This window comes from Actinomyces sp. oral taxon 170 str. F0386 (assembly GCF_000195595.1).
Classification (GTDB): Bacteria; Actinomycetota; Actinomycetes; order Actinomycetales; family Actinomycetaceae; genus Actinomyces.
This window is the reverse complement of sequence record NZ_GL882531.1, coordinates 1-25,158: the sequence shown is the minus strand read 5'-3', so window position 1 is coordinate 25,158 and position 25,158 is coordinate 1. Positions and strand designations below refer to the sequence as shown.

General features: G+C 67.8%; 22 protein-coding genes. 14 read left to right on the top strand and 8 right to left on the bottom strand.

Features of this window, described 5'->3' with window-relative positions; genetic code table 11:
- Positions 1-327, bottom strand: a 327-nt coding sequence (locus tag HMPREF9056_RS04565; RefSeq protein ID WP_009403298.1) for an ABC transporter transmembrane domain-containing protein, incomplete at its 3' end; no start/stop codon positions are given.
- Between the two features lie 102 nt (positions 328-429).
- Positions 430-3,012, bottom strand: coding sequence for a DEAD/DEAH box helicase (locus HMPREF9056_RS04560; protein WP_009403297.1), 2,583 nt, complete (start codon positions 3,010-3,012; stop codon positions 430-432).
- Positions 3,013-3,273: 261 nt separating this feature from the next.
- Here HMPREF9056_RS04560 and HMPREF9056_RS04555 point away from each other — a divergent pair, with 261 nt between their 5' ends.
- From HMPREF9056_RS04555 to HMPREF9056_RS04545, 3 genes are all read left to right on the top strand, one after another.
- Complete coding sequence (locus tag HMPREF9056_RS04555) at positions 3,274-4,569, top strand: sensor histidine kinase (RefSeq protein WP_009403295.1); 1,296 nt, start codon at positions 3,274-3,276, stop codon at positions 4,567-4,569.
- Positions 4,570-4,697: 128 nt separating this feature from the next.
- Entirely contained in the window at positions 4,698-6,257 is a 1,560-nt protein-coding gene (locus HMPREF9056_RS04550; RefSeq protein ID WP_009403293.1) for a Platelet-activating factor acetylhydrolase plasma/isoform II, read from the top strand.
- 34 nt (positions 6,258-6,291) lie between these two features.
- Positions 6,292-6,957, top strand: a complete 666-nt coding sequence (locus HMPREF9056_RS04545; protein ID WP_009403291.1) for a response regulator transcription factor — start codon at positions 6,292-6,294, stop codon at positions 6,955-6,957.
- 113 nt (positions 6,958-7,070) lie between these two features.
- Here the strand turns inward: HMPREF9056_RS04545 and HMPREF9056_RS04540 are convergent, their stop codons facing one another.
- The 4 genes from HMPREF9056_RS04540 to HMPREF9056_RS04525 all read right to left on the bottom strand — a co-directional run bounded on the left by HMPREF9056_RS04540 (position 7,071) and on the right by HMPREF9056_RS04525 (position 14,629).
- The gene (locus tag HMPREF9056_RS04540) at positions 7,071-8,789 is read right to left on the bottom strand and encodes an alpha/beta hydrolase (RefSeq protein ID WP_009403290.1); all 1,719 of its coding nucleotides are present in this window, start codon (positions 8,787-8,789) and stop codon (positions 7,071-7,073) included.
- A gap of 356 nt (positions 8,790-9,145) precedes the next feature.
- Positions 9,146-10,924: a M20/M25/M40 family metallo-hydrolase gene (locus HMPREF9056_RS04535; protein ID WP_009403288.1), complete on the bottom strand. Its 1,779-nt coding sequence runs from the start codon at positions 10,922-10,924 to the stop codon at positions 9,146-9,148.
- 135 nt (positions 10,925-11,059) lie between these two features.
- Entirely contained in the window at positions 11,060-12,760 is a 1,701-nt protein-coding gene (locus HMPREF9056_RS04530; RefSeq protein ID WP_034513822.1) for an alpha/beta hydrolase, read from the bottom strand.
- A gap of 273 nt (positions 12,761-13,033) precedes the next feature.
- On the bottom strand, positions 13,034-14,629 hold the full coding sequence (locus HMPREF9056_RS04525; protein ID WP_034513820.1) for a serine hydrolase: 1,596 nt from the start codon (positions 14,627-14,629) through the stop codon (positions 13,034-13,036).
- A gap of 517 nt (positions 14,630-15,146) precedes the next feature.
- Here HMPREF9056_RS04525 and HMPREF9056_RS04520 point away from each other — a divergent pair.
- From HMPREF9056_RS04520 to HMPREF9056_RS14395, 9 genes are all read left to right on the top strand, one after another.
- Positions 15,147-16,040: an endonuclease domain-containing protein gene (locus tag HMPREF9056_RS04520; protein ID WP_253269933.1), complete on the top strand. Its 894-nt coding sequence runs from the start codon at positions 15,147-15,149 to the stop codon at positions 16,038-16,040.
- Between the two features lie 434 nt (positions 16,041-16,474).
- On the top strand, positions 16,475-18,439 hold the full coding sequence (locus HMPREF9056_RS04515) for a ribonucleoside triphosphate reductase (protein WP_009403277.1): 1,965 nt from the start codon (positions 16,475-16,477) through the stop codon (positions 18,437-18,439).
- A gap of 34 nt (positions 18,440-18,473) precedes the next feature.
- Positions 18,474-18,743, top strand: coding sequence for a type II toxin-antitoxin system RelE/ParE family toxin (locus HMPREF9056_RS04510; RefSeq protein ID WP_009403276.1), 270 nt, complete (start codon positions 18,474-18,476; stop codon positions 18,741-18,743).
- A gap of 153 nt (positions 18,744-18,896) precedes the next feature.
- Positions 18,897-19,133 (top strand): peptidylprolyl isomerase, encoded by a 237-nt coding sequence (locus HMPREF9056_RS04505; protein ID WP_009403274.1) that lies wholly within the window; start codon positions 18,897-18,899, stop codon positions 19,131-19,133.
- Positions 19,126-19,887, top strand: a complete 762-nt coding sequence (locus tag HMPREF9056_RS04500) for an anaerobic ribonucleoside-triphosphate reductase activating protein (protein WP_009403272.1) — start codon at positions 19,126-19,128, stop codon at positions 19,885-19,887. Before HMPREF9056_RS04505 ends, HMPREF9056_RS04500 begins: the two co-directional genes overlap by 8 nt.
- A gap of 62 nt (positions 19,888-19,949) precedes the next feature.
- Complete coding sequence (locus tag HMPREF9056_RS04495; protein ID WP_009403271.1) at positions 19,950-20,336, top strand: hypothetical protein; 387 nt, start codon at positions 19,950-19,952, stop codon at positions 20,334-20,336.
- Between the two features lie 129 nt (positions 20,337-20,465).
- Positions 20,466-21,278, top strand: a complete 813-nt coding sequence (locus tag HMPREF9056_RS04490; protein ID WP_253269931.1) for a family 16 glycosylhydrolase — start codon at positions 20,466-20,468, stop codon at positions 21,276-21,278.
- Between the two features lie 76 nt (positions 21,279-21,354).
- The gene (locus HMPREF9056_RS04485) at positions 21,355-21,717 is read left to right on the top strand and encodes a nuclear transport factor 2 family protein (RefSeq protein ID WP_009403265.1); all 363 of its coding nucleotides are present in this window, start codon (positions 21,355-21,357) and stop codon (positions 21,715-21,717) included.
- Positions 21,718-21,729: 12 nt separating this feature from the next.
- The gene (locus tag HMPREF9056_RS14395; protein WP_009403263.1) at positions 21,730-21,900 is read left to right on the top strand and encodes a hypothetical protein; all 171 of its coding nucleotides are present in this window, start codon (positions 21,730-21,732) and stop codon (positions 21,898-21,900) included.
- On the opposite strand, the gene HMPREF9056_RS04480 is transcribed toward HMPREF9056_RS14395, so the two are convergent.
- Positions 21,895-22,533, bottom strand: a complete 639-nt coding sequence (locus tag HMPREF9056_RS04480; protein WP_034513829.1) for a malonic semialdehyde reductase — start codon at positions 22,531-22,533, stop codon at positions 21,895-21,897. The genes HMPREF9056_RS14395 and HMPREF9056_RS04480 overlap by 6 nt on opposite strands.
- Here HMPREF9056_RS04480 and HMPREF9056_RS14880 point away from each other — a divergent pair.
- On the top strand, positions 22,532-23,026 hold the full coding sequence (locus tag HMPREF9056_RS14880; protein WP_087942188.1) for an excalibur calcium-binding domain-containing protein: 495 nt from the start codon (positions 22,532-22,534) through the stop codon (positions 23,024-23,026). The genes HMPREF9056_RS04480 and HMPREF9056_RS14880 overlap by 2 nt on opposite strands.
- 648 nt (positions 23,027-23,674) lie before the next feature.
- Entirely contained in the window at positions 23,675-23,983 is a 309-nt protein-coding gene (locus HMPREF9056_RS14605; RefSeq protein WP_253269929.1) for an excalibur calcium-binding domain-containing protein, read from the top strand.
- Between the two features lie 176 nt (positions 23,984-24,159).
- Here the strand turns inward: HMPREF9056_RS14605 and HMPREF9056_RS14875 are convergent.
- On the bottom strand, positions 24,160-25,158 hold a 999-nt coding region (locus HMPREF9056_RS14875), incomplete at its 5' end, for a cell wall-binding repeat protein (RefSeq protein ID WP_009403251.1).

Genomic DNA, 25,158 nt, shown 5'->3' with positions numbered 1-25,158 from the left:
GAAAGCGGTGATCTCCCGCTCACAGAAACCACTGACCCGATCAAAGACCTCCCCACGCAGGTCGCGGCCCATACTCATCGCCGCCCGCGCCGCCAGATACGTCGCCGCCACCGAACACACACCCTGACCCACACTCACCACCAGCATGAACACACCCATCCGCCAGATATAACCCGCGTCCCCGGTGGCCACACCCTCATCGATGATGTCGGCGTTGAGAGTAGGAAGATACAAAGACGCCATCACCTGAGCAAACTGAAGCACCAACACACACAGAAGCACCCCCACATACGGACGCAGGTGCCTGCGCAGTAATCGAACGAGCATGCTGGGAACGTATCAGTCTCACGCTACGTGAGGGCGAGCATCTCATGAATACGAAGGCGAGTGTCTTATGAATTTACGTTCATGCCCGAGCACTGAGCAGCCTCATGGTGCGTGAGGGCCGGTGGCCGGCGCCGCCTCGAGCAGGAGCCGCAGCAGGGCGGCCGCCCCGGCCTTGTCCAGGGGCTCGTTGTTGTTGCCGCACTTGGGCGACTGCACGCACGAGGGGCAGCCGCTCACGCACCTGCAGCCCTCGATGACGGCGAGCGTCGCCGCCAGCCATTCGCGCCCGGCCCGGTAACCGCGCTCGGCGAAGCCCGCCCCGCCGGCGTGCCCGTCGTAGACGAACACGGTGGGTGCCCCCGTCTGCGGGTGCGCTGCGGTTGGCAGCCCGCCGATGTCCCAGCGGTCGCAGGTCGCCAGCAGCGGCAGCATCCCGATGCTCGCGTGCTCGGCGGCGTGCAGGGCGCCGGGCAGGTCGGTGGGCTCCAGGCCCGCCGCCTCGCAGGTCTCCTGCGGGATCGTCCACCACACGGCGGCGGTGGGCAGCACATGCTCGTCCATCTCCAGGGCGTGCTGGGAGACGACCTCCCCGCCGGGCAGCGCCATCCGCTGGTAGCCGGTCACCTGGCTGGTGACCTCCACCGAGCCGAAGGACCAGGTGATCGCCGCAGCTCCGGGAGCCTCCCGCCCGTCGTCGGCCGTGTGCGCTGATGGCTCAGGGACGTCGTCGAGCCGATCCCCGCCCCCAACCAGCCGGCCCCAGACCTGCTGCTCGCGCTCGGCGATGATGCGCACGCTCGAGCGCGACCGGGCCCGCGTGCGGTAGCCGACCGCCGCCCGCTGCCGCACGAGCGCGACGTCGTCGGCCAGCTCCTCGACCACGTAGACGCGTCCCTGGTGGACGTAGACCGCGCCCTCGTGGACGGTGGAGTCGGCGGCCGCACCGTCAACCGTGCCGATGACCGCGCCGGTGTCGGCCTCCACTACCGGGACCTCGGGCGGCCCGTCGCCGCGCAGGGAGGTGAGGTCCTGGGGCCGTCCGGGCAGGTTGACGTTCCAGAACCAGCCCGTGGGCCGACGTCGCAGCGCGCCCCGCCCCTCCAGCTCGCGTAGCAGGGAATCGTCGGCCAGCCCGAACAGGGCCAGGTCCGAGGTCCGCAAGGGCGCCTCTGAGGCGGCGGCGCACAGGTGCGGCGCGAGCACGTAGGGGTTGGCTGGGTCGAAGACCGTGGCCTCGGGGGCGGCGAAGACCGCCTCGGGGTGGTGCACCAGGTAGGCGTCCAGCGGGTTGTCGGAGGCGATGAGGACGGCGAGTCCGCGGCTGCCGGCACGTCCGGCCCGGCCCGCCTGCTGCCCCAGCGAGACGCGCGTGCCCGGCCAGCCGGCGATGAGGACCGCGTCCAGTCCGGTGACGTCGATGCCCAGCTCCAGGGCGTTGGTGGTGGCCAGGGCGCGCAGCCGGCCCGAGCGCAGGTCGGCCTCCAGGGCCCGGCGCTCCTCGGGCAGGTAGCCACCGCGGTAGGCCGAGACCGTGCCGATGAGCTCGGGCAGCGAGAGCCCCAATGTGTGCCGGGCCCGCTCGGCCACGATCTCCGCCGAGCGACGCGAGCGCACGAACACCAGCGCCCGGGCTCCCACGCTCATCAGGTCCACGAGCAGCTCGGCGGCCTCGACGACGGCGCTGCGCCGTGCCGAGGGGTCTTCGCCCGGGTCGCCCGAGTCCGGTTCGGCCGCACGGGCCGAGTCCTGGGCCGGCTCGACGTCGGGCGCAGGCAGCATCCAGGGGTCGCGCAGGGCCGGCTGCCACAGGGCCAGGGTGCGCTCCCCGGCGGGGGCGCCGTCGTCGGTGACGGCCACGACGTCGTCGGGCTCGGCACCGATGAGTCGGGCCGCGGTGAGGGCCGGCTCGGCCGCCGTCGCCGAGGCGCACAGGACGATCGGTTGCGGGCCGTGCGGGCGCAGGCGCGCCACGAGCCGTAGGAGCCGGCGCAGCACGAGGGCGACGTGCGCTCCCAGGATCCCGCGGTAGGCGTGGCACTCGTCGATGACGATGTAGCGCAGGCCCCGCAGGAGACGGGTCCAGCGCTCGTGACCCGGCAGCAGGGAGAAGTGGAGGAAGTCGGGGTTGGTCAGGACGACGTCGGCGTGGGCGCGCACCCAGTCGCGCTCGGGCAGGGGTGTGTCCCCGTCGCAGGTGCCGGCACGCACCGTGCGCAGGGAGCCAGCTGGGGTGCCGGCCTCGCGCTGGACTGTCTCGAGCTCGCCGATGAGCCGGCCCAGGGAGGCGGCCTGGTCGGCGGCGAGCGCCTTGGTGGGGGAGAGGTAGAGGGTGGTGGGGCGCCGGCCGTGGGCGGAGATGCGCGAGTCGGCGCCGGGGGACTGGGCCGATAGGACATCGGAGAGCGCCGGCAGCCAGGCGGCCAGTGACTTGCCCGAGCCGGTGCCGGTGGCCAGGACCGTGTGGCGGCCGGCGTGGGCGGACTGCGCTGCGGCGACCTGGTGCGTCCAGGGGCGCTCGACGCCGATGCGGCGGTAGGCGACCACGAGGTCGGGGTCCGCCCACTCGGGCCAGTCGGAGTGGCGGCCGGGGCGGGCCGGGGGGCGCTGGAGGTGGACGAGCCGGCCGTCGCGCCCGCCGATGGACTCCAGGAGCCCGGTGAGGTCGCGTCTGGTCCCGTCTGCCATGGGGCACAGTGTGCACCACCAGTAGGTGCCGGCGTCCGAGTCGCCTCCGGGCGGTGTCTGGGCGAGTGCCCTCGTCGCGGTCGTCCGCATTTTGCGCCGCCCGCTCTGGATCGCCGCGTTCGTACCTTAGGTCGTGCGTTCGAGGGGTAGAGGGTACGAACAGGCGACCTACCCTACGACCGCGCGGCGATCCCACCGGCGTCGGGAGCGTCCCCCACCTGGGGGAGGCTCCCGCGCAGGCGCCCTCAGTAGGGTCGGCCCATGTCCGACGCCCCCGTCTCCTCCAGCGCGCACGCCCGCAAGGTGCAGATCCTCGTCTGGAGCGGCACCGCCTCGATCACCGTGGTGCAGACGCTGCTCGCCCTGATTGCGTACCTCAAGCTGGAAGGCGGCTCCACGGTCGTGCCGGGCCTGGACCGCTGGCAGGTGATGTATGCCGGACACGTACTCATCTCCCTGACCTGTCTTCTCCTCCTCATCCCGGTCCTCAGAGGACCCCGCCCGTCGTTGTCGATCCTTATCGTTGTCCTGGGGTTCATCCCCACCTGGTCGCAGGTGGCGGCTTATGTGGCTGCGACTGTTATCGGCATGCGTAAAGGGGCGAAAGCGATACCGGCCGTGGTGGCTGCCGTGGTCATAGGCGTGGCCATGTCTCCGCTCCTCAATCCGATTCCCGAAGAGCCCACGCTATCGTCCGTCGCCACATACGCAATGTTTACTCTCCCGATCTGCATCGTCTGCGTCATGCTGGGTGTCAACCTTCAGGCCCGCGAGGAGCTGCTGCGCTCGGTCTCCCGCGAGGCCCGCCTCATCCGCACCACGCAGGAGGCGCGCATCGCCCAGAGCCGCGCCGAGGAGCGCTCCCGCATCTCCCGCGAGATGCACGACTCCCTCGCCCACCGCCTCTCCCTGGTCTCCCTCCACGCCGGTGCGCTCCAGACCCGCACTGACCTGGATATAGGGAGTGTCCGCAAGATCGCGGGCAGCATCCACACCCTGACGGCTGACGCCGGGCGTGAGCTGCGCCAGATCCTCGCCGTCCTGCACGACGACGGTTCTGGCGACGGCGCCCGCGCCACCTGGTCCGACGTCGAGGAGGTCCTCGCCCATGAACGGGAGGCCGGCCAGGAGGTCGATCTGCACCTGGCCGGGTCCTGGGTGGAGGCCTTCGAGGCCGCCGACGCCCGCAGTCGGCACGCGGTCCTGCGCGCTGTAGAGGAGCTGCTCACCAATGCCCGCCGCCACGGGGCCGGTGGCGCGGTCCGCCTCGACTGCGAGGTCGAGGCCGCCGATGGTCCCGACGACGACGGTGGTGACGGCGTCGTCGCTCTCGTGGTGCGTTGCGTCAACGACTGCCCACCGACGCCCCGGCCGACGGCGCCCGGAGGAGGGCTCGGCCTGGAGGGCCTGCGCGAGCGGCTGCGTCTCCTTGGCGGCGAGCTGCACGTCTCGCAGCCGGCCGGCCAGACGGCGACACCGGATCGGTCCGACCGTACCGAGCGGCCCCGCCGCTTCGTCGTCATGGCCGCCGTACCTGCCCGAGGTCGTGCTGACTGACCGTCGTCATCATGCCGCCGCGAGGTGGACGTGTGCCCGCGAGGCATCCCCCACCTGGCGGAGGCAGCCGCGGCCGGCGCCCGGCTAATGTCCGTGCCGAACCTGCTGGAAGAGTGAGAGGAATACCGATGAGAACGCTGGAGATCGCAGTGGTCGCCGTGGATGCAGTGGTACTGCTCCTCACGGTCTTCAGGCTGCCGCCCCGCTGGTGGCAGGCGGCTTCCAAGGCGTCGAGCATGAGGCGGTGGCTGCGGGCCGAACCCGTCCTGCTGGTGGGGCTTCTCCTTCCCTTTCTGGCCCACCTCGTCATCGAGCGGCACCGGTTCGTCATGATCCCGGCCTACGCCATCACAGTGATTCTGACCTGTGTCCTTCTGACGCGCTGGTTCCGCCGGGCTCGTCGTACCGCCGACGCTCCGCGGCGCGGGCGGCCCGCCCTGCGAGTGCTGGGGCGTATCACCGCGATGATGGCAGGGGCGCTCGCTCTGGCGGTGTCGTCTGCGGCCGGCTTCCTGCTCCCGGTTTTCAAGCTTCCGACACCGACCGGTCCCTACGCCGTCGGGTACACCGAGGAGCACCTGACGGACTCCAGTCGCCAGGAGTGGACAACGCCCGATGAGAACGACCTGCGCGAGGTCGAGTTCTCGATCTGGTACCCGACGGAGGCGACGACCCAAGGAAGGCCTCTTGCCCTGGACCGCAGGCTGGCCAAGAGCACTGCGGTGAACGGCGACGACGTGTTTGGAACCGCTCGTGCCAGGGGGGTGCTGGAGAACTCGTTGGATCATTTCCGGCTGATCGACACCCACGCGGTGCGCGGGGGTGAGATCGTCCAGGTGTCGGGCGGGTTCCCCGTCATCTTCTACTCCCCAGCCTTAGGGACTGGCCGTTTCGACAACACCTCACTCATGGTGGACCTGGCCAGTCAGGGTTACGTCGTCGTCGCTGTGGACCACCCCTACACCTCTGGTGCCCCTGTCTCCCTGAGCAGTGGCCGCCAGGTCGACCGTGACCCGGGTGAGCCCTCGGCTACCGAGGCGGGCCAGCGCGAGAGCTGGCTCGAAAGGGTGGCCCGTTGGACCGCCACCAACTCCGCGGATCTCTCCTTCATCCTGGACCACCTCACGGCGCTCAATGCAGATCCCGGCAGCCCGTTCCATCATCGGCTCAACCTCGACTCGGTGGGTGCTATGGGTTTCTCCCTCGGGGGCGCCAGTGCGGAGCAGGCCCTGGCCGATGATCCCCGCTTCGATGCCGGCGTCAACATGGACGGAACCCACTTCGGAACGGTCCGCGACACCGGCGTGCCGGTCCCCAGCCTCAATATTCTGTCCGCCGATCACGTCGCTGACATCTCCAAGGCCCGTAAAGGGGAACAAACCCAGGACGAGGGCTCTATCGAGAATGCCCGGTTTCAGGAGCAGTTCCACGACCGCAGTACCGGACCGACCTGGGCCGTCACCATTGAGAACACCAACCATGTCAGCCACGACCTGCACTCCTTCATCAGCCCTGCTCTGACCGGCAATACAGTTCAGCCGCAGACCGAGGAGACGATTCGGGCGTTGGTGACCGACTTCTTCAACCACGCCCTGCGCGGCCAGGAGCCCAGGCTGCTGGGCCGCGACTCCGCCGTACCCCGGAAGGTTCACTTCCTGCCCGACCCGGCCCGCCCCGACGTACAGTAGTCTCCCAGGTAGTTGAACAAGCAAAGGAATCGGCATGGACTCACCGCAGCGCCGTGTACGTGTTGTCATCGTTGACGACGACGCCCTCGTGCGCGCTGCCTTGCGTCTCATCCTGGAGAGCGACTCCGGCGTCACGGTCCTCGGCGAGGGTTCCGACGGGCGCAGCGGCTACGACGCGGCGCGCAGTCTGCGCCCCGACGTCGTCCTCATGGACCTGCACATGCCCGGCACCGACGGCGTCTGGGCCACAGCCCAGATCGCCGCCGACTGCCCTGACACCAAGGTCCTCGTGCTGACCGCCTTCGACACCGACGCGATGGTCGCCGCCGCCCTACGCGCCGGCGCCACCGGTTTCCTGCTCAAGGACAGCGCCCCCGAGATCATCTTCCGCGCCGTGCACGCCGCCGCCGACGGCCAGCGGGCCTTCTCCGGCTCCGTCCTGGACCGGCTCGTCGAGGCCGCCGTCGAGGCCACCCCGCAGCGCCGCGCCTTCCCCGAGACCGTTACCGACCGGGAGCGTCAGGTCGCTCTGCTCGTGGCTCAGGGCCTGGGCAACAGCGAGATCGCCGAGGAGCTCGTCGTTGGCGCCAGCACCGTCAAGACCCACGTCTCCGCCCTGCTGGACAAGTTCGGCGTCTCCAACCGGGTCCAGCTCGCCGTGGCCGTGGCCGAGTGCGCCGTCGACGACGTCGCTCGCTGAACCTGCCGACGCTGGCCCGGGACACCCACTCCCGCCCAACAGACTGGGACCTCGGGCCACTTACCAGGAGTGCCCCGAGGCCCCGAAGTGTCCCGCACGTGCGGTGCTGTCTGTCAGCCCTCGGCTCCGCCGGCGGCCTGTCGGGGTTCGGCGGCGCAGGTGGTGCCCTCTGCCGGGACGGTCCCGTTGACCAGGAAGTCGATCATGGCGGCGCCGGCACAGCTGCCGGAGGCACCATGTCCGTAGCCCTTGACGGTGAGCAGGTGGCCGTTGTCCAGCTGGTCGGTGAGGCTCTGGGCCCAGGGGTAGAGGGTTCGGGAGTCTCCCGTGGTCCCGATGACGAGGATCGGCTCGGAGCCCTTGGCGTGGGTCTGCGCGGGTGGCGTCTGCGCCCGGTGTCCCCAGCCGCGGCAGTAGGCCTCCATAGCGTTCGAGGTACCGCCGAAGAAGGGGTAGGTCTTCTTCTCGGCGGCTGCCTGAGCGTCCCAGTCGGAGGCGGTGCCGCCCGTGTCCGGGTAGTCGTTGCAGATGACCGCGCCGAACATGACCTCGTTGTTGGCGCTGCTGACCACCTCCTCGACGGTCGTCTTCGGTGACAGGTCGGACGAGTTCTGCGTCGCTTTCACCATGAGGGTGCCGTCATGGTTGTTCATGGCCGGGGCGAGCATGGTGGTCAGCGCGTCCCAGTCCGGTTTCTCGACGGCGTACTGCTGGACGATGGCGGTGGCGTTTTCCGTGTTGACGGTGATGCTGGAGCCCGGGGCGGTGAGGGGATCCTGGTCCAGGCCGTCGACGAAGGCCGCCAGCTGGACGATCGCCTCGTCCGTGGAGCCGGTCAGGGGGCAGTTGCCTTGGGCCTGGCAGTGCTCGACGTACTGGCGCAGGGCAGCTTCTTTGAAAGCTACTACCTCGGCGTCGCTGTCGGTTCGGTACCGCGACGGGTCCATGGCCGCATTCAGGACGGTGCGTCCGACGCGGCCTGGGAAGAGGTCGGCGTAGACGGCTCCGATATGGGTCCCGTAGGAGGTGCCCAGGTAGTTCAGCTTCGCGTTGCCGTTTGTGGCGCGCAGGACGTCCAGGTCGCGGGCGACGTTGCGGGTGCCGACGTGGTCGAGCAGCTCGGGGACCTCGGAGTGCTGGGCGCACCTGGCGGCGTTGGCCGCGCCCCGGTCGATCTTGTCCTGGGCCGGAACGTTCTTGGATGTGACGCCCTTGAGCGGGTCCGTCGGGTCAGTGGCGTCGTTGCCGGGATCCGTCAAGGACTGCTTGATCTCATCGTTGGTCCAGCAGGTGATTGGGGTGGACTGTCCGACTCCCCGAGGGTCGAATCCGATGATGTCGTAAGCGCCTCGAAGCTCCTCGGGCATGGCAGCTGGGTCCTTCATCGGCTCAACGCCGCTGCTGCCGGGGCCTCCTGGGTTGGTGAACAGGGAGCCGTGCTCGGCGTTGCCGTCGGAGGCGGGGAGCTTCTTCAGGGCGATCGTGATGGTGCGGCCATCCGGGTGCTCGTAGTCCAGGGGGACGGTGGCCGTCCCGCACTGGAAGGGGGTGCCGTCCGAGCAGTTCTTCCAGTCGATGGTCTGGCTGTAGAAGCTCTCCAGCCCTTGGGGAACGTCGCTCTGGGAACCGCCGCTGGAACTGCCGGGGCTGCCGGTGGAGTTGCTGGAGCTGCCAGGGGAACCGCTGGCAGGGGCGGTGGGAGTGGGGGCGGATGTGGGTGGTGCGGTGCTGGCGGCGGAAGCCTGTGGTTGGCAGGCCGTCAGGGCGGTCGACAGCATCAGTGCTGCCAGGACCGCGCCCGCCTTCCGCGCGGTGTGGGGTATCGGTCTCATAGGGCTTCTGCTCCTTGGGGGCTGGAACGTCTTCGGTCTCTGCCTGCCGCGGGCCGAGGCGGCCGCGGGCGGTGCGATACCTCGTGTCCGACTCATTCCCGCTGGTAGGCTCCACCCGGGCTGCGCCCCGCAGCGCCCGGACACTTACGACGTTAAAGGTGCGGCGGTGCCGGTTTCCTCGACCGTCGGGAGGATCCTTGGAGGTGCCGGTTTGCAGCCTCCAGGTGGATGATATTGACCTCCCGGAGGAAAACGGACGAGGTCCGTTTTCGTCCTCCGGGAGGTTGACGCGTCCATACCTTTCGGCACGCGGCAGGCCACGGCCGTACGGTGGGCGTGCTCGTGGTTGCGCCGTCCTACGCCGTCGCGGTGGCCGGACCTGCAGCGGCAGCGCCGTCGAGAGTGGCGTCAGGACTGCTGCTGGTCTGTGCGGTGGTGCGCCGGGAGCCGGCCTGCAGGAGCGTGAGCGCCAGCGGCGCCATCGGCATGATCGCGAAGAACACGGTCGCCCACACCGCGCTGAGGCTGAGCAGTTCGTGGATGAACAGGATCGTGGGTGCGAAGAGCACCACGATGACGAAGGCCGCCAGGGCCCCGACCACTGGCCGCACCCGCTGTGGCGCCAGGGCGGTCAGCGCCAGGGCGAGCGTGGGGAGGACCAGGACGTAGGCGGTGCCGGGCACCAGTACCATGATGGGGACACAGGCGGCCGTCAGCAGGAGCAGTACCGCTGCGATGGTCTCCTGCCCAAGACCCTCCTTCCAGCGCCGCACCACGAAGTGCGCTGTGAGCCCGGCCCCGATGAGGGCTCCGCCGGCGAACATCCACGGCAGTAGTGGGTTCGGTCCAAGCCCGCTCTCCGGCGCCCACTTCATCGCCATGGCACCGAGCTGCGCCAGTCCTGCGGCGGTGGAGACGGACACGGCTCGCCAGGTCAGGCCCCACACGCTCCCCAGGACCCGCTTCCAGTGCAGGGACCTGGTCCGTACCGCGACGGCGCCGAGGGCCGCGATGACGGCCAGGCAGCCCAGCCCCGTCCCGACCGCCGCCGGGTAGCGCACGGTCAATCCCCGCCACAGCTGGAAGAAGTGGAGGTCGCCGTCGGCGGTCAGCATGGGGGCCTGTCCGTCGAAGGCCCAGGCCCGCGTGAGGTCCAGGGCTTGGTCGCCGTAGTGCTGGAGGGTCGAGTGGTCGACGTAGCGCGGGGCGTCCGTGGACTGGTGGTAGTGGTCGGCATCCCCGACCGCCGCGATGTTGAGCACCGTGAAGCCCTCGGGGATGAGGTTCGTCATGTCGGTGGAGTTGGGCATGAGTGCGTACAGCGAGGGGAAGAGCGAGCCGGTCACGGGCTGTTTCACGTGGCTGAGGAAGTAGCCGGCAACGGCGCTGTTGTTCGGGGAGGTCTCGAACATGAACGCCGGGCCGCTCATGCCGCGCGCCTCGAGGTTGAGGACGAGGTCGACGTTCTCGTAGTCGGCGCGGTGGTGGTGCATCTCGTTGCGGGCGCCGATGAGGCCGATCTCCTCAGCATCGGTGATGACGATCTTCAATGAGTTCTCCGGCTGGCGCCCCTCGGCCTTGAGGGCCCGGAGCGTCTCGACGATAGTGGCCACGCCGTAGCCGTCATCGGCAGCCCCGTAGGAGTCACCGGAGGTGGTGAAGCGCGCTCTGTCCCCGTCTGAGTCCGTGGCCGAGTCGTAGTGGGCCATGAGCGCCATGGTGCGTTCCGACTTCCCCGGCACGTCGACGACGATCGTCTCGGCCGGCGCGTCCTTGACCGCCGCCTGCTGCTCGGCGGACAGCATGTCGAAGGTCTCCTTGTCCTCCGGGATGCTGAAGTCGAATAGCGGGTCGGAGTGCACGTCGGCGGTGTAACCCAGGTCGGCGAACATGCCGATGACGTCGTCGCGCGCCCGGTCGTGCGCCTCGCGATTGAGGACGCTGTGGGGCTCGTCGGCGAGGCGGTTGATGGAGGCCATGGCGCGCTCGGCGGAGAACTGAGTCGGGCCGGCGGTGGTCGGTGCGGGGGAGGGCAGGATGAGAACGCTTAGGCCCGCCACCAGCCCCAGCAGAGCGGCGATCGGAGCCAGCAGGCGCCGAGCGAGATCGGGTGTGGAGAAACGTTGATCAGTCATGGTGGCAAGCTCGTTGAGGATGTGAATCGGTGGTGAGTGGGGCAGGAGGGCCGGCGCCGCGTTCGCACCTTCCGCTCGACCTCGGCGGGTCAGGACCCGAAGGCGCGGCGTGGGGTACGAACGCGGCGCCGCCCGTCAGTTCCCGGTTCCGCCGTCGGCGGCGGGCTGGGGCTCTGCGGCGCAGGTGGTGCCCTCTGCTGGGATGGTCCCGTTGACAAGGAAGTCAGTCATGGCCGCAGTGGCACAGGCGTTGCTGCCGAAGGTGACGTGCCCGTAGCCCTCGACGGTGAGCAGGTGGCCGTTGTCCAGCTGGTCGGTGAGGCTCTGGGCCCAGGGGTAGAGGGTCCGGGAGTCCTTGGTGAGCCCGACGACGAGGATCGGGGCCGAGCCCTCGGCGTGGGTCTCCTGGGGCGGGGTCTGTGCCCGGTGTCCCCAGCCGCGGCAGTAGGCGTCCAGACCATGTGAGGTACCGCCGAAGAAGGGGGAGGTCTTCCTCTCGGCTGCTGACTGCGCGTCCCAGTCAGAGACGGTGTCGGCCGTGTCCGGGTAGTCGTTGCAGATGACAGCGGCAGCCATGAACAGGGTGTTGGCCCCGGCGACGGCCTGTTCGGCGGTCGTCGGCAGCTGAGATGCGAGCGTGCTCTGCTTCGCTGCCACCATGAGGGCGCCGTCGCGGTTGTTCATCGCCGGGGCGAGCATGGCGGTCAGCGCGTCCCAGTCCGGTTTCTCGACCGCGTAGTGCTGGATGATGGTGGTGGCCTCCTGCGTGTTGACGGTGACGCTGGAGTCCGGGGCGGTGAGAGGGGCCTGGTCCAGGCCGTCCACGAAGGCCGTCAGCTGGGCGATCGCCTCGTCCGTGGAGCCGGTCAGGGGGCAGTTGCCTTGGGCCTGGCAGTGCTCGACGTACTGGCGCAGGACGCCTTCCTTGAAAGCCGTGACCTCGGCCTCCCCGTCGGCCCAGCGCTGCGACGGGTCCATGGCCCCGTCCAGGACGGCGCGTCCGACGCGGTCGGGGAAGAGGTCGGCGTAGACGGCTCCGATATGGGTCCCGTACGAGACTCCGAGGTAGTTCAGCGTGGCGTCCCCGGATGTGGCGCGCAGGACGTCCAGGTCGCGGGCGACGTTGCGGGTGCCGACGTGGTCGAGCAGCTCGGGGACCCCCGAGTGCTGAGCGCACGCGGCGGCGTCGGCAGCGCCCCGGTCCATCTTCTCCTGAGCCGAAAGACTCTTGGAGGAGATGGTGTTGGATGGCACGACGTCGGAGATCTTGCCGTTCTGGGCGTCGGTGAGGGCCTGGCTGATGTCCTCATCGGTCCAGCAGGTGATCGGGGTGGACTGCCCCACGCCGCGCGGATCAAAGCCGACGACGTCATAGCCGGCCCGGAGCTCCTCGGGCAGGGCAGTGGCCTGGGCCTCCAGCTCCCGGATACCGCTGATGCCGGGGCCTCCTGGGTTGGTGAACAGGGAGCCGTGCTCGGCGTTGCCGTCGGAGGCGGGGAGCTTCTTCAGGGCGATCGTGATGGTGCGGCCATCCGGGTGCTCGTAGTCCAGGGGGACGGTGACCGTCCCGCACTGGAAGGGCGAGGTGCCGTCCGAGCAGTCCTTCCAGTCGATGGTCTGGCTGTAGAAACTCTCCAGTCCTTGCGGGACGCTGGTCTGGGAGGAGTCGTCGGAGCTGTCATTGGAGTTGCCGGCCTGGGCGGTGGGTGTCGGTGCGGAGGGGGTTGCAGCGCCGGCGGCGGAGATCTGCGGCTGGCACGCCGCCAGGGCTGCCGACAGCATCAGTGCTGTCAGGGTTGCGCTCGCTTTCCGCGCGGTGAGGGGTGTCGGTCTCATAGGACTTCTGCTCCTTGGTGTGTCGAGATTGTGTCCGGGCTGTCTGCCCCGTCCGGGCTGCGCTCCCGCAGCGCCCGGACCTCTGTGACGCTAAAGCTGAGGCGGCACCGGTTTCGTCGGCCGCCGGGGCAGACTCGGTTGGCCTTCCGGAGGAGGTGGATGTCGTCGTCCTCCTCCAGGTGGTCGCCGCGTTCGTACCTTCCGGCTCAGGGGTGGTGGCAAGGCCCCGAAGGCGTGGTGCAGGGTACGAATGCGGTGCCAGGCGTGGGAGGCTCAGGCCTTAGGCCAGGCGACGATCAGGCAGAGGGCAACGAAGGCGAGAGTCAGCCCCACCTGCATCCAGCCGAGCCAGGCTCGGCGACGCGGCAGCGTGGGCAGATCCGGCCACAGCGTGATGCCCCGGACGATGCCGTACATGCCAGGCAGTGTCGCCACTGCCAGGATCCAGGTCGGCAGGGACGTCCAGGGCCCGGAGGCCGTGGCCGCCGCCAGGCAGGCAAGGAGTGCGGCCGCGCGGCAGGCCACCGCCATACGGCTGGGCGCGCTCGCCGCGCGGGCGGCCGTGTACAGGCCCATGACGAGTGCCAGGATGGTGAAGGCCCCGAGGATCGCGGTCTGGGGCAGTGTGTTGGCGGTCATCGGTATGCGCGCCGTCGAGATCTTCTGGCCGTCGGTCAGGAGCGCCGTGGCGAGCGCGGAGGCGGTCCCATCATTGTTCTGGTCGGTGTAGACCATAACGGCCTTGCCCGACTCCTTGTCGATGGCCAGGTGGGTCATGTACTCCATCGTGGTGCCGCCGTGGTTGATGATCGTGTGCCCGTCGACGACGTCGGTGTACCAGGTGTAGCCGACCTTCTCTCCCGGCAGCTTGATTCCGTCCATGACCTCGGCCGGCCACCGCGGCTCCTGGGGGCTGTCACCTCCGGGGGCTGTGCCGGTAAGGACCGCCTGGGCGTAGTGGGTCATGTCCTCCGGGGTGCTCCACACGCCGGCGCCGGCCGGGTTGAAGCCAGAACCGCTGACCGACTGGCCGCGGCGCCCATTGGCCTGGACGCCGTGGATGGCGCCGTCGGGAATGTCCGCCTGGCCGGAGGTGAGGGTCGTGTGCTCCATGCCCAGGGGCATGAAGAGCCGCTCCGTGATGTAGGACTTCCAGGACTCGGCGTCGGCGGCACGGGTGAGGGCCTCACCCAGCAGCGAGATGCCCAGGTTGGAGTAGGCGAACTCGCCGCGCTTGCCCATCGTGGTGGCGCGGGCGCTGTCGATGAGCTGGTCGATGCGGTCGGTGAAGGGGTTGAGCCCCAGGATGTTTGCTCGCAGCACCCACCTGCTCTCATCCTGCGTGGGGATGCTTGGGAGACCGGAGCGGTGCGAGGCGACCTCCTCCAGGGTGGCCTCGCCCGCCGGGGTACCGGCGAGCTCGGGCAGGTGGGTGGACAGCGGGTCGCTCGCCTTGACCTCGCCGCGCGCGATGGCATCGGCCAGGAGCTGGCCGGCGAAGGTCTTGGTGATCGAGCCGATCTCCATGGGAGTGGTGGACGTGTACTGCTGGCCGGAGGCGGCGGCGCCGATGCCGGCGTGACGGGCGCCCTCGGCGGTGATGACGGAGACGTGGATGCCGCGGGCCTGGTAGTCGTCGGGCAGGAGGTCGATGACCTGCTTGGCCAGGTTCTTGTCGCCGGTGATGGAGGAGGTGTCGGCCTTCGGTGCGTGCGGCCCGGCGGCGAACACCACCAGAGCCAGGCAGGCCGCCAGGACCGCGCAGGTCCAGCGGGGGAGGAGACCGCGTGACGGCCGGGTGGGAGATGTGGGCCTGGCCTGCGGTGATGGCGGCTGGGGACGGGGGATTGGAGAGGCTGCGATGCTCATGCGACCAGGCTGTCCTGGCGATCTCACCGGGACGATCCAGCCAGCCAGTCAGCTCATGTCGGGCCAGCCCGACAAAAAGAATGTCGGTCCTCGAGCAGGGCGGGTCGGCGGTGCAACATAGAGCGTCCCGTCCTGATCTGGGTGAGTGTGGCAGTAGTGACGCCGGCGAATGCGACCTCCCATGCGGTTCCGGACATGCAGAGGGCCTTGGAGTGGTGGGGAGTGTCCAAATCGGTGACAAAGGCGGTTACTGGCGCTGAGTGTGCTTGACAGAACCGCATGATTCCGCGGTTCGCGTGGCTCAGTGAAAGGTGGTTGGGCTCCTTTGTCTCCGATTTGGACACAATGCTCGGGCTACCAGGGCGTGATGTCTCTGGACATGGGTGACAGTTCTGTGTCAGGACATCGGTGATACTTCGATGGGTTCTGGAGGCCACAGTCTGATGGCTGTGACGGTTGTCCACAGAGCTCCGGCACGGTGTTGCGTCCACTTTGCCAGTAGGCGGCAATGGGCCCCATGAGCACCTTGGACACAGACCTGCTCGCCGTTGTTCGTGGCTGCTACGGCGCGGTGCGCGTTCGGGACCTTGATCTGACTCGCACCCAGCGCCGGCATGTCGCTTCTCTCGTGAGGGCTGGTGAACTCATCGCCCATGAGCATGGTGTTGTCGGTATACCGGGTGCTGAACGCGCCGTTGTTCTTGCCCGCATTCACGGTGGGCTCCTCACCTGCCAGGCCGCCATGCGTCACTACGGCCTGCCGGTGACCCAGGGCGCCGAGCAGGTTCATCTTGTGGTCGCGGCAGGTAGGCGATTCTCGGCTGTTGGGCGGGAGGTGCTCCATGCAGACCGGTATCGGACTCGTTTATCGCCAACCTCATACCCGGTGCAGCCACTTCCTGAGGCCCTGGCTCGTTTTCTGCGCTGCCACGTTCAGGACGACTCTCCGCTCATCGCTCTTGACGCGGCACTTCACGATGAGCGTGTCACTGCCGAGCAGGTTCGCGACCTGCTTCGTGGGCCCGGCTCGGCTCGAGCGCTGGCACGGCTCGATCGCGCCAGTGACCGGTCTCGTTCTCCATTGGAGACTCTGGCGCGAATCGACCTTGAGGCCGCGGGGTTGAGCTTCGAGGACGGGGTGGAGATCGAGGGCGTTGGCGAGGTGGATTTGGTGATCGAGGGGTGGGTGGTCGTGGAGCTTGACGGCTACACCTACCACTGCGACGAGTACCAGTTCGGCCTTGACCGATGGCGCGATCGCCGGCTTGTCGCCCGTGGCTTCCTGCCGCTGCGCTTCACGAGGAAGGATGTCTACGCGCATCAGGTCGCCCCGGATGTGCAGAGGGCCTTGGAGCGGTGGGGAGTGTCCAAATCGGTGACAAAGGCGGTTACTGGCGCTGAGTGTGCTTGACAGAACCGCATGATTCCGCGGTTCGCGTGGCTCAGTGAAAGGTGGTTGGGCTCCTTTGTCTCCGATTTGGACACGAATCGCTGATGACGTCGTCCCAACACGCCGGTAGTAGTGATCTGGGTCTCATACGTGCTCTCCCTGCGGCTTCGATGGTCCGTGTTACAGGCCCGACTGCATCCGCGAGTTCGCGCGAGAAGGTATTTATTATCGGGACGAAAGTCCTCGCCTCTATCGCAATATGTTGTGGTCAAGATACAATGGAGGCACAAGATGATGTGCTGCATCGGTGTGATTTGGGAGTATGGTCGGCACCGGTGCCGCCATCCGGGTCGCTCCCGGCAGGCAGTGGCGGCGCCCCTCGGGCTCGGCCTTCCCGGAGCCCGACGCCGCCGAGAACAGTCCGAACTCACACGCACCAACCATCGGAGAGACCCGTGCTCGAGAAGAACCCTGCCTCCACCGCCCCCGCGGTCGACGACTCGGCGCAGCTGCCGGCCGACACCCCCGCGCTCGCTCCGGCGTCCGCTGACTCCGCCGTCGCCCGCGGCGAGCGCCCCAGTGTTGACGCCGTCGCCACCATCACCGAGTACCTGGACCGCTCCGACTGGCGCGTCAACGCCAACGCCAACCAGGGCTACTCGCTGGGCGGGATGATGCTCAACACCTCCGGCAAGGTTGTCGCCAACTACTGGCTCAGCCAGGTCTACCCGGCCGTCGCCGGCCAGGCCCACCGTAACGCGGACCTCCACATCCACGACCTGGACATGTTCGCCGGCTACTGCGCCGGCTGGTCCCTCAAGGACCTCCTCCAGCAGGGCTTCAACGGCGTCCCCGGCGCCATCGCCGCCGGCCCCGCCAAGCACTTCTCCTCCGCCGTCGGGCAGATCGTCAACTTCCTGGGGACCCTCCAGAACGAGTGGGCCGGCGCCCAGGCCTTCTCCTCCTTCGACACCTACATGGCGCCCTTCGTCCGCCTGGACGACATGACCTACGCTCAGGTCAAGCAGTGCATGCAGGAGCTCATCTTCAACCTCAACGTCCCCTCGCGCTGGGGCACCCAGACACCCTTCACCAACCTCACCTTCGACTGGACCTGCCCCGCGGACCTCGCCGACGAGCACCCCCTCATCGGCGACGACGTCTGCGACTTCGCCTACGGCGACCTCCAGGCGGAGATGGACCTCATCAACCGCGCCTTCATGGAGGTCATGACCGAGGGCGACGCCGAGGGCCGCGTCTTCACCTTCCCCATCCCCACCTACAACATCACCCGCGACTTCGACTGGGACGCCCCCAACACCGAGCTCCTGTTCACCATGACCGCGAAGTACGGCCTGCCCTACTTCCAGAACTTCATCAACTCCGAGCTCGACCCCGGCATGATCCGCTCCATGTGCTGCCGTCTCCAGCTCGACCTGCGCGAGCTGCTCAAGCGCGGCAACGGTCTGTTCGGCTCGGCCGAGCAGACCGGGTCGGTCGGCGTCGTCACCATCAACATGGCTCGGCTCGGCTACCTCTACGCCGATGACGAGGCCGCCCTGACCGCCCGGCTCGACGAGCTGCTCGAGATCGGCCGCGATACCCTGGAGCTCAAGCGCACCGTCATCCAGCACCACATCGACGCCGGCCTGTTCCCCTTCACCAAGCGATACCTGGGCAGCCTGGACAACCACTTCTCGACCTTGGGTGTCAACGGCATGAACGAGATGGTCCGCAACTTCACCCACGACGCCTACGATCTGACCGACCCGCGCGGCCATGCCATGTGCGTGCGCCTCCTGGACCACGTGCGGGACAAGATGGTCGAGTTCCAGGAGGCCACCGGCCACCTCTACAACCTCGAGGCCACGCCGGCCGAGGGCACCACCTACCGCTTCGCCAAGGAGGACCGCAAGCGCTACCCCGGCATCCTCCAGGCCGGCACGGAGACCAACCCCTACTACACGAACTCCTCCCAGGTCCCCGTGGGCTACACCGACGACCCCTTCGAGGCCCAGGAGATGCAGGAGGAGCTCCAGACCAAGTACACCGGCGGCACCGTCCTGCACCTGTACATGAACGAGCGGATTTCCTCGGCCACCGCCTGCAAGGAGCTCGTGCGCCGCTCCCTAACCGCCTTCCGCACGCCTTACATCACCATCACGCCGACCTTCTCCATCTGCCCGGTTCACGGATACCTCGTGGGCGAGCACCTGACCTGCGACAAGTGCGCCGAGCTCCACCCGGAGGCCGAGCCGGTCGAGTGCGAGGTGTGGACCCGCGTCATGGGCTACTTCCGTCCGGTGCGCTCGTTCAACATCGGCAAGAAGGGCGAGTACATGGAGCGGCAGATGTTCACCGAGGTTGCCGCCGGCGGCCACGGCCCGGCCGTCTCGCGCCTGAGCGCGGTCAGCGCCTGAGGATCCGCAACGGAGAAGGGAGAAGGAGGGGTAGGTGGCGGACTGGAGCGTTGAGTTCACTCCTCGCGCCGAGAAGGCGCTGAAGCAACTTGATCGTAGCGTCAGGAAGCGTGTGCTCGGCAAGCTGCGGGAGATCCAGAGGGCTGACGATCCGCGGGACTTCCTGAAGCCGATGACGGGTCCGCTCGCGGGAATGTTCCGGCTCCGGGTTAGGGACTACCGGGTGATCATCGACATCCAAGACGAGCGCTGTGTGATCCTTGCGCTCGATGTTGGCCACCGCTCGACTGTCTATGGCCGGTGACGCTTCCGGACTTGCTCGTGAGCTGGCCGCAGAGGCGCCGGGGCGTCCACCACTTCTGCGGTGGGCGCCCCGGAGCCTCTGCACGGGATGCCTGGACCCCGTGCCATATGAGTTGGGGTTGTGGTGCGAATGGCTGGCTCCTATGCTGTAAACATGTCTACAGCGGTTCTGAGCGTACGGTTACCAGAGGAGCTCAAGCGCCGGCTCGATGACCTGGGGAGCCGGACCGGTCGTCCGGCAACGTTCTATGTGCGTCAGGCCGTTGAGTCCTACATCGATGACCTGGAGTACGCTTACGCGCTGAAAGCTGAAGCGGAGGCGGTGCGGCGCGATGAGATCAAGACGCGCCGCCTTGATGAGATCGCGGCGGCTCTTGGCCTCGATGCCTGAGGCTGAGGAGACGAGATTCCGGTTGACCTGCCCGGCTGACGACCTGGTGATCGCCGGGCTCGTCCCCATGAGCACGGTCGACTGGCCCGACCACCTGACCGCGACCGTCTTCCTGCAGGGCTGTCCCTGGAACTGCTTCTACTGCCACAACCAGGCCCTCATCCCCGCTCGCACGCCCGGCCAGGTGGCGTGGGAGGAGGTGCGCGCCCTGCTGCGCCGTCGGCGTGGGCTGCTCGACGGCGTCGTCCTCACCGGCGGCGAGGCGCTGCGCCAGGACGCCCTGGCCGATGCCGCCCACGAGGTCATCGACATGGGCTTCCAGGTGGGTCTGCACACGGCCGGGCCCTACCCGCGGCGGCTGCGGGACATGATCGAGGCCGGGTTCGTCGACTGGGTGGGGCTGGACATCAAGGCGCTGCCCGAGCACTACGAGCAGGTGGTCGGCCGGGCGAACGCGGCCGCGAAGGCCTGGGAGAGCCTGAAGGTGCTCATCGAGGCGGCCGACCGCGGCGGGCCGGACTTCGAGGTGCGCACCACCGTGGTGCCCGGGGACGTGACGGCCGACGACGCCGTCGAGGTGGCCCGCCGGGTGCACGCGGCGGGGGCGCGGGTCTACGCCCTCCAGCAGGCCCGCTCCGAGGGGACGAGCGGCGAGTTCGACGTCGTGGCGCCCGGCTGGGACGGGACGTGCGAGCGCATGGCCGAGCGCATCGAGGCCCTGGGCTGGGACCGCTTCACCTACCGTCCGGCGTAGGACGGATGCTGTGGGGAGTGGGGTCCATGGTCGGGGGCAGGGCCCGCTTCTAGCCTCGAAGCATGAGCTACGACATCCTGATCTTCGAGCCAGACGTCGTCACGGACGAGGACTTTCCCCGGTGGTGGGAACAGGTCTCTCGATGGGAGGAGCCGCACGAGTACGACACAACCACAGGCTCCACCCAGGCGATCAGGTCCTTCTACCGCGACCTCATCCGCGTCTTCCCTCCGTTCAACGGCCCCTACGCGCTGACGGAGGAGGAACTTGACGCTCGGGAGGCGGAGGGGCTGCCGGTCGCCGACTACACCATCGGCACCGACTTCATCTTCATCTCGGTCGGCTGGTCGGATGCCAACGCGCTCGTCAAGATCGTCGGCCAAATGGCGTGGACGCTGAGGCTCGCGGTCGCCTATATCAGCGAGGACGGTTCGATCTTCCGTCCGTGAGGGCGGAGTGACGTCTGGGCCGCATGCTCGACCGAGTTCTTGTGGCCGTGAATGGTTTGTCCAATATCTTCCGACTGGTTAGGCTCCCTGTGAGTATCGAGATGGTTCCTGCCCCGGAAGGAGACGACCGTGAAGCCCACACGAACAGCCCAGCTCCTCATGACCGCAGATCTTGCCGAGCCAATATCGTCTCAGCCCTCCGGGAGCTCCGGCCAGGGGCGGTCCGAGGCCGAGATCGACGGCTGGGCCATCGACTACTTCGAGGGTTTTGACGCCTCCTTCGAGGACACGAAGTGGGGACATTACGGGTGGGGTGATCCGGCCGTGGGGCATGGGGCCATGGGCGTGATGTCGCAGAAGAACTCCTTCGTTGAGAACGGTCATCTCGTCATCCGCACCCAGTACCAGGATGGCCAGTGGAGTGCGGGTGGCGCCTCGAGTGCCGATGCTTTCGCGGCCTCATACGGCCGCTGGGAGGTGCGTGCTAAGTTCCCCCGGGCCAAGGGGATCGGTTACGTTTTCCTCCTATGGCCTCAGGACGAGCGCTGGCCCCCGGAGGTCGACTTTGCCGAGGGGCGCGTCAACGGGCCGCAGGTGTCGGGCACCTACCACTGGGGTGCCCCCACTCCGGAGGGGCATAAGCAGGAGCAGCGGGTTTTCGACAACACGGACATGAGCGGCTGGCACACCTACGGCGCCATCGTGGAGGAGGACAAGGTCATCTTCACCTTCGATGGCCAGGAGTGGGGCCGAGTCACTCGGGACGATGTCGGCGAGGACATCACCGGCAAGCGCCTGTGGTTCGGGGTCCAGACGGGGGCGATGGATCCCAATGGGAAGGCGAAGCAGTACGAGACTGTCGACGGCGGTGTCCCCGGTCCGCTCACTCCGGCCGTCTCCGACATCCAGATCGACTACGTCGCCCACTACACCAGGGGTTAGCTCCCGTATCTGGGGGTGAGCGCAGTTCCGGATTCACCTCGCTCCCGCACGCCTGCCAGACAGCCCAGGAGACAAGATGGCCGCCTCTGCAGCAAACTTCGCCGACGAGTACCTACGCTCATGGATCGAGCCCGATCCGGAACGACGGCGCGATCTCATCACGAGTATGTGGGCGCCGGACGGGAGGTTGACCGTCTCCTCGCCGGCGATGGTTGTAGAGGGCGTTGACCGCATCGTCGATCATGTCGCCAGTCTTTACGATGCCCTGAAGGATCTGGACTTCGTCTACGACCAGCAGATCGAGTCGGGGGATGCGCTGCTCCTGCGGTGGTCGATGTCCACCCCTGCCGGGGAGCTGGTCAAACGCGGTGTCAACATCGTCTTCCGCAATGCTCAGGGGCGAGTGAGCCGGGTGCATATGTTCATGGGTGTGGACTAGCTCGATGCTCCGGTGGCGCTGCTCTCCCTCCTCGGCCAGCCCGGAGTCGATGAGGTTGCGCGGCTCATCATGGATGCTCACGTGAAGGATCGGTCGGTCTCCTCCTGCCTGCTCAAGGTGGAGATGGCGCGGGCGGTGCATCGCGAGCACGGCCTGGGTGTAGCCGACCCGCTGGGCTCATAGCACCTGATAGACCTCATCGAAGGACAGGCGCGGGTTGCGCTCCTGGTAGGCGTCCGGTCCCGGGTGACCGGCATTGATGACCAGCAGTACCTCCACGTCCTGACCGGCGAAGAACTCGGCTGCCAGCGCCTCGGCGTCGTCCCCGTTCATGGGCCCGGCCGCCAGCCCGACGGCGCGAATCGCCTGGATGACGTAGGCCGCCTGAATCAGTGCTGAGGTGCGTGCCCACCGCGCCCGCATATCCGACCCGCCGTCATCCAGTAACCGCTGGTAGCGCTCGGCGCGCGGATGCAACCGCGGCAGAGACTCGGCGAAGGACTGATCGGCCGCGCAGACGAGCGTCAACGGCGCCCCTGCCGCCTGTTCACGATTGCCACGAGGAAGGCAGGGCAGTAGCCGTTCCCGGGCTGCCGGTGACCGGACGGCCACCACCCGTAACGGCTGGGCGTTGACCGCCGTTGGCGCCCACTTGGCCAGCTCGTGGATCGCCTGCAGCTGGGCGTCCGTCACCGGCTCGTCGGTGAAGGTGTAGGCGGTGCGTGCCCCGCCGAACAGCAGTGAGGCATCGGACTCGGTCAGGACGGACTCGCCGGGCACGGGACCCGGAACCGGAACGGGGGAGACGACTGTCATGCCCCGATTGAAGCACGTGCCGTCCTCCCCGTGCAGGCCGGTCGGTGCGTCACCTGGGACACCGACCTCATCGGCCGACGACGCGGTGTCGCCGACGCCGACGCCCTCACCTAAGGTGACTGCCTCGGCATCGCCGTCATCCACTCCTACGCGGACGCCGACTCCGACCCCGACGCCTATCCACACACCTACGCCGTCGCCCACGCCTTCGCCGAGTCTGGCGGTGCCCGCTCCGACGCCCGAACCCTCGGCGGAGCCGGTTGCTCCGGAACCCGAGCCGACACCTGAGGCGGACAGTCAGAGTGGTGGCGGTGAGGCGGCTTCGGAACCCGAGCCTGCGCCCGCACCGGAGCCAAAGCAGGACAGTGCCTACTACCCCAACTGCAAAGCCGCGAGGGCGGCTGGCGCCGCGCCGATGTACAAGGGTGAACCGGGGTATCGCTCCGAGCTGGACCGTGATGGTGACGGCATCGCGTGCGACAAGACCAGGTAGGTCTCCGCGAGGAATAACCGCAAAGTGCTTGTATGAAGCGCCTGCTTTCTCTGTGTGCTTCGTTCGCCACGTTCAAGCGTGGCGAACGAAGCACATCTGGTTGTGACGTCTCCTGGGTGGGGGCGTTCTCGGTGTGTGACGCCCGCTCGCATCGCGCGAGGTGACATAGCGTGGACTGAGCGCAGGTGGACCGGGTTCTCTGAGGCCTCGTGAGGTGATGTGGTCGTCTTGAGAAGGACAACGTTGGAAAAGATGAATTTTCGGGCGGAGGCAACTGCAAGTTGCGATGTGGTTGCATTTTATGGTTCTTCAGGTTATTAACCTCATCGAGGTGATTCAATCATCTTGGCCAGCCATCATGGTTCCTTCTCGTAGCTTGAGGTTCCAGTGAACACCTCCTCTTCGTCTCCCTTTCCCCCAGTATTCTCTGGCGCCGGGTCCGGTCGGTTCTATCGGCCGATGTCGAAGCATCGGAAGTTCTTGAGGAAGTCTGTGCCTTATGTCGTGACGTTTGTTCTTGGGGTCGGGGCTGGTGCTGCTGAATCCTCGAACGACTCGGCTCCGGCGTCTCAACTGGCGGCGGCGCCTGTGCCCACCGTGGTCTATTCGCCAACCCCTGTCCCCACAGTTGTCTACAGTCCGTCACCGGTGCTAACAGTCATCTACTCGCCGTCGCCGGTGCCGGCAACGGAGCCTCCCGCAGCCCCGCCGGCGGCCGCCCCCGCTGCTCCGGGGGCGGAGCAGGGCTCAGGCGTGAGTGAGGGAGATGCCGGCCCCGGGGCCTCGCCCGGCGCGGGCGAGGTCCCGGTACAGCCCGAGTCCGACTCGGGCGGCGCCTACTACCGCAACTGCAATGCGGCTCGTGATGCCGGTGCGGCGCCGCTCTATCGAGGCCAGCCCGGCTACCGGCCCGAGCTGGACCGCGACAGGGACGGCATCGCCTGCGAGTGGAAGTAGGGGCGGTCGACGGCGGCGCCACTCGTACATGGGACGCTTTTTCGATCGACTGGGTGAGGACTGACGCCGCAGTCGTGTCCTAACAAAATGGGGTGGGGTTCCAAGCAGAGGCTTCTGCTTGGAACCCCACCCTGTTGGAGACCGTCGCTCAGTTCAGATCAGGTCGGCCGGCGACATCACCGGATGAGCGCACCGCTGTTGTGGAAGTAGAAGCGGCCGCCGTCGATCGTGGCCCAGCCGGTGGTCATTGCGCCGTTGGGCTGGAGGTAGTACCAGGCGGCGTCGACCTGCTTCCAGCCGGTCGCCATGGAGCCGTTGGCGTTGAGGTAGTACCACTTTCCTCCGTCCATGACCCAACCGGTGGTCATCGCGCCGTTGGGCTGGAGGTAGTACCAGGCGCCGTCGACCTGCTTCCAGCCGGTCGCCACAGAGCCGTCGGAGCCGACGTAGTACCAGTGGCCGTCGACGTCGAGCCACTTGCTGGCGGCCATCGCGCCGGAGTCCTCCACGTAGTACCACTTGCCGCCCGAGGCGACCCAGCCCTTGGGCGTCATAGCGCCCTTGGAGTCGAAGTGGTACCAGGCGCCGTCGACCTGCTTCCAGCCCGTGGCGATGGCGCCGTCGGGGTTGGCGTAGTACCAGGTGCTGTCGTCCTTCACCCAGCGGCCGTCGGCCATGGCGCCGGTTGCGGGGTCGAGGTAGTAGCGAGTGCCGTTGACGGTGACCAGGCCGGTCTCCATCTTGCTGTCTGCGTTGAAGTGGTACCAGGAGCCGTTGACGAGCTTCCAGGTGTTGGCGGCCAGGTCGCCGTCGGGGTTGGCGTAGTACCAGGTGTCCTTGTCCTCGACCCAGGTGTTGGCCCTCATAGCCCCCTGGTCGTCGAAGGAGTACAGGGCGTTCTTGACCTTCTGAGTGCCGGTCGTGGCGGCCCCGTCAGTGCCGAAGTAGTACCAGGTGCCGTCGATCTTGGCCCAGTCCTTCTTCAGCTCACCCTTCTCGTAGTAGTAGCGGTGGCCGTCCTTGGTCTCCCAGCCGGACTTCGGAGCCTCGGGCGTGCTGCTGGGGTCGGCGGACGGTGCGGTGCTGGGGGCGACACTCGGCTCAGTTGACGGTGCGTTCGACGGCGCAGTGCTGGGCTCGGCTGAGGTGGTCGGGTCCGCGGTGGGCTTGGTGCT

Coding starts and splice junctions, on each gene's coding strand:
- HMPREF9056_RS04560 (WP_009403297.1), bottom strand. CDS start 3,012: ATGGCAGACGGGACCAGACGCGACCTCACCGGGCTCCTGGAGTCCATC.
- HMPREF9056_RS04555 (WP_009403295.1), top strand. CDS start 3,274: ATGTCCGACGCCCCCGTCTCCTCCAGCGCGCACGCCCGCAAGGTGCAG.
- HMPREF9056_RS04550 (WP_009403293.1), top strand. CDS start 4,698: ATGAGAACGCTGGAGATCGCAGTGGTCGCCGTGGATGCAGTGGTACTG.
- HMPREF9056_RS04545 (WP_009403291.1), top strand. CDS start 6,292: ATGGACTCACCGCAGCGCCGTGTACGTGTTGTCATCGTTGACGACGAC.
- HMPREF9056_RS04540 (WP_009403290.1), bottom strand. CDS start 8,789: ATGAGACCGATACCCCACACCGCGCGGAAGGCGGGCGCGGTCCTGGCA.
- HMPREF9056_RS04535 (WP_009403288.1), bottom strand. CDS start 10,924: ATGACTGATCAACGTTTCTCCACACCCGATCTCGCTCGGCGCCTGCTG.
- HMPREF9056_RS04530 (WP_034513822.1), bottom strand. CDS start 12,760: ATGAGACCGACACCCCTCACCGCGCGGAAAGCGAGCGCAACCCTGACA.
- HMPREF9056_RS04525 (WP_034513820.1), bottom strand. CDS start 14,629: ATGAGCATCGCAGCCTCTCCAATCCCCCGTCCCCAGCCGCCATCACCG.
- HMPREF9056_RS04520 (WP_253269933.1), top strand. CDS start 15,147: ATGAGCACCTTGGACACAGACCTGCTCGCCGTTGTTCGTGGCTGCTAC.
- HMPREF9056_RS04505 (WP_009403274.1), top strand. CDS start 18,897: ATGTCTACAGCGGTTCTGAGCGTACGGTTACCAGAGGAGCTCAAGCGC.
- HMPREF9056_RS04500 (WP_009403272.1), top strand. CDS start 19,126: ATGCCTGAGGCTGAGGAGACGAGATTCCGGTTGACCTGCCCGGCTGAC.
- HMPREF9056_RS04495 (WP_009403271.1), top strand. CDS start 19,950: ATGAGCTACGACATCCTGATCTTCGAGCCAGACGTCGTCACGGACGAG.
- HMPREF9056_RS04485 (WP_009403265.1), top strand. CDS start 21,355: ATGGCCGCCTCTGCAGCAAACTTCGCCGACGAGTACCTACGCTCATGG.
- HMPREF9056_RS14880 (WP_087942188.1), top strand. CDS start 22,532: ATGCCCCGATTGAAGCACGTGCCGTCCTCCCCGTGCAGGCCGGTCGGT.
- HMPREF9056_RS04480 (WP_034513829.1), bottom strand. CDS start 22,533: ATGACAGTCGTCTCCCCCGTTCCGGTTCCGGGTCCCGTGCCCGGCGAG.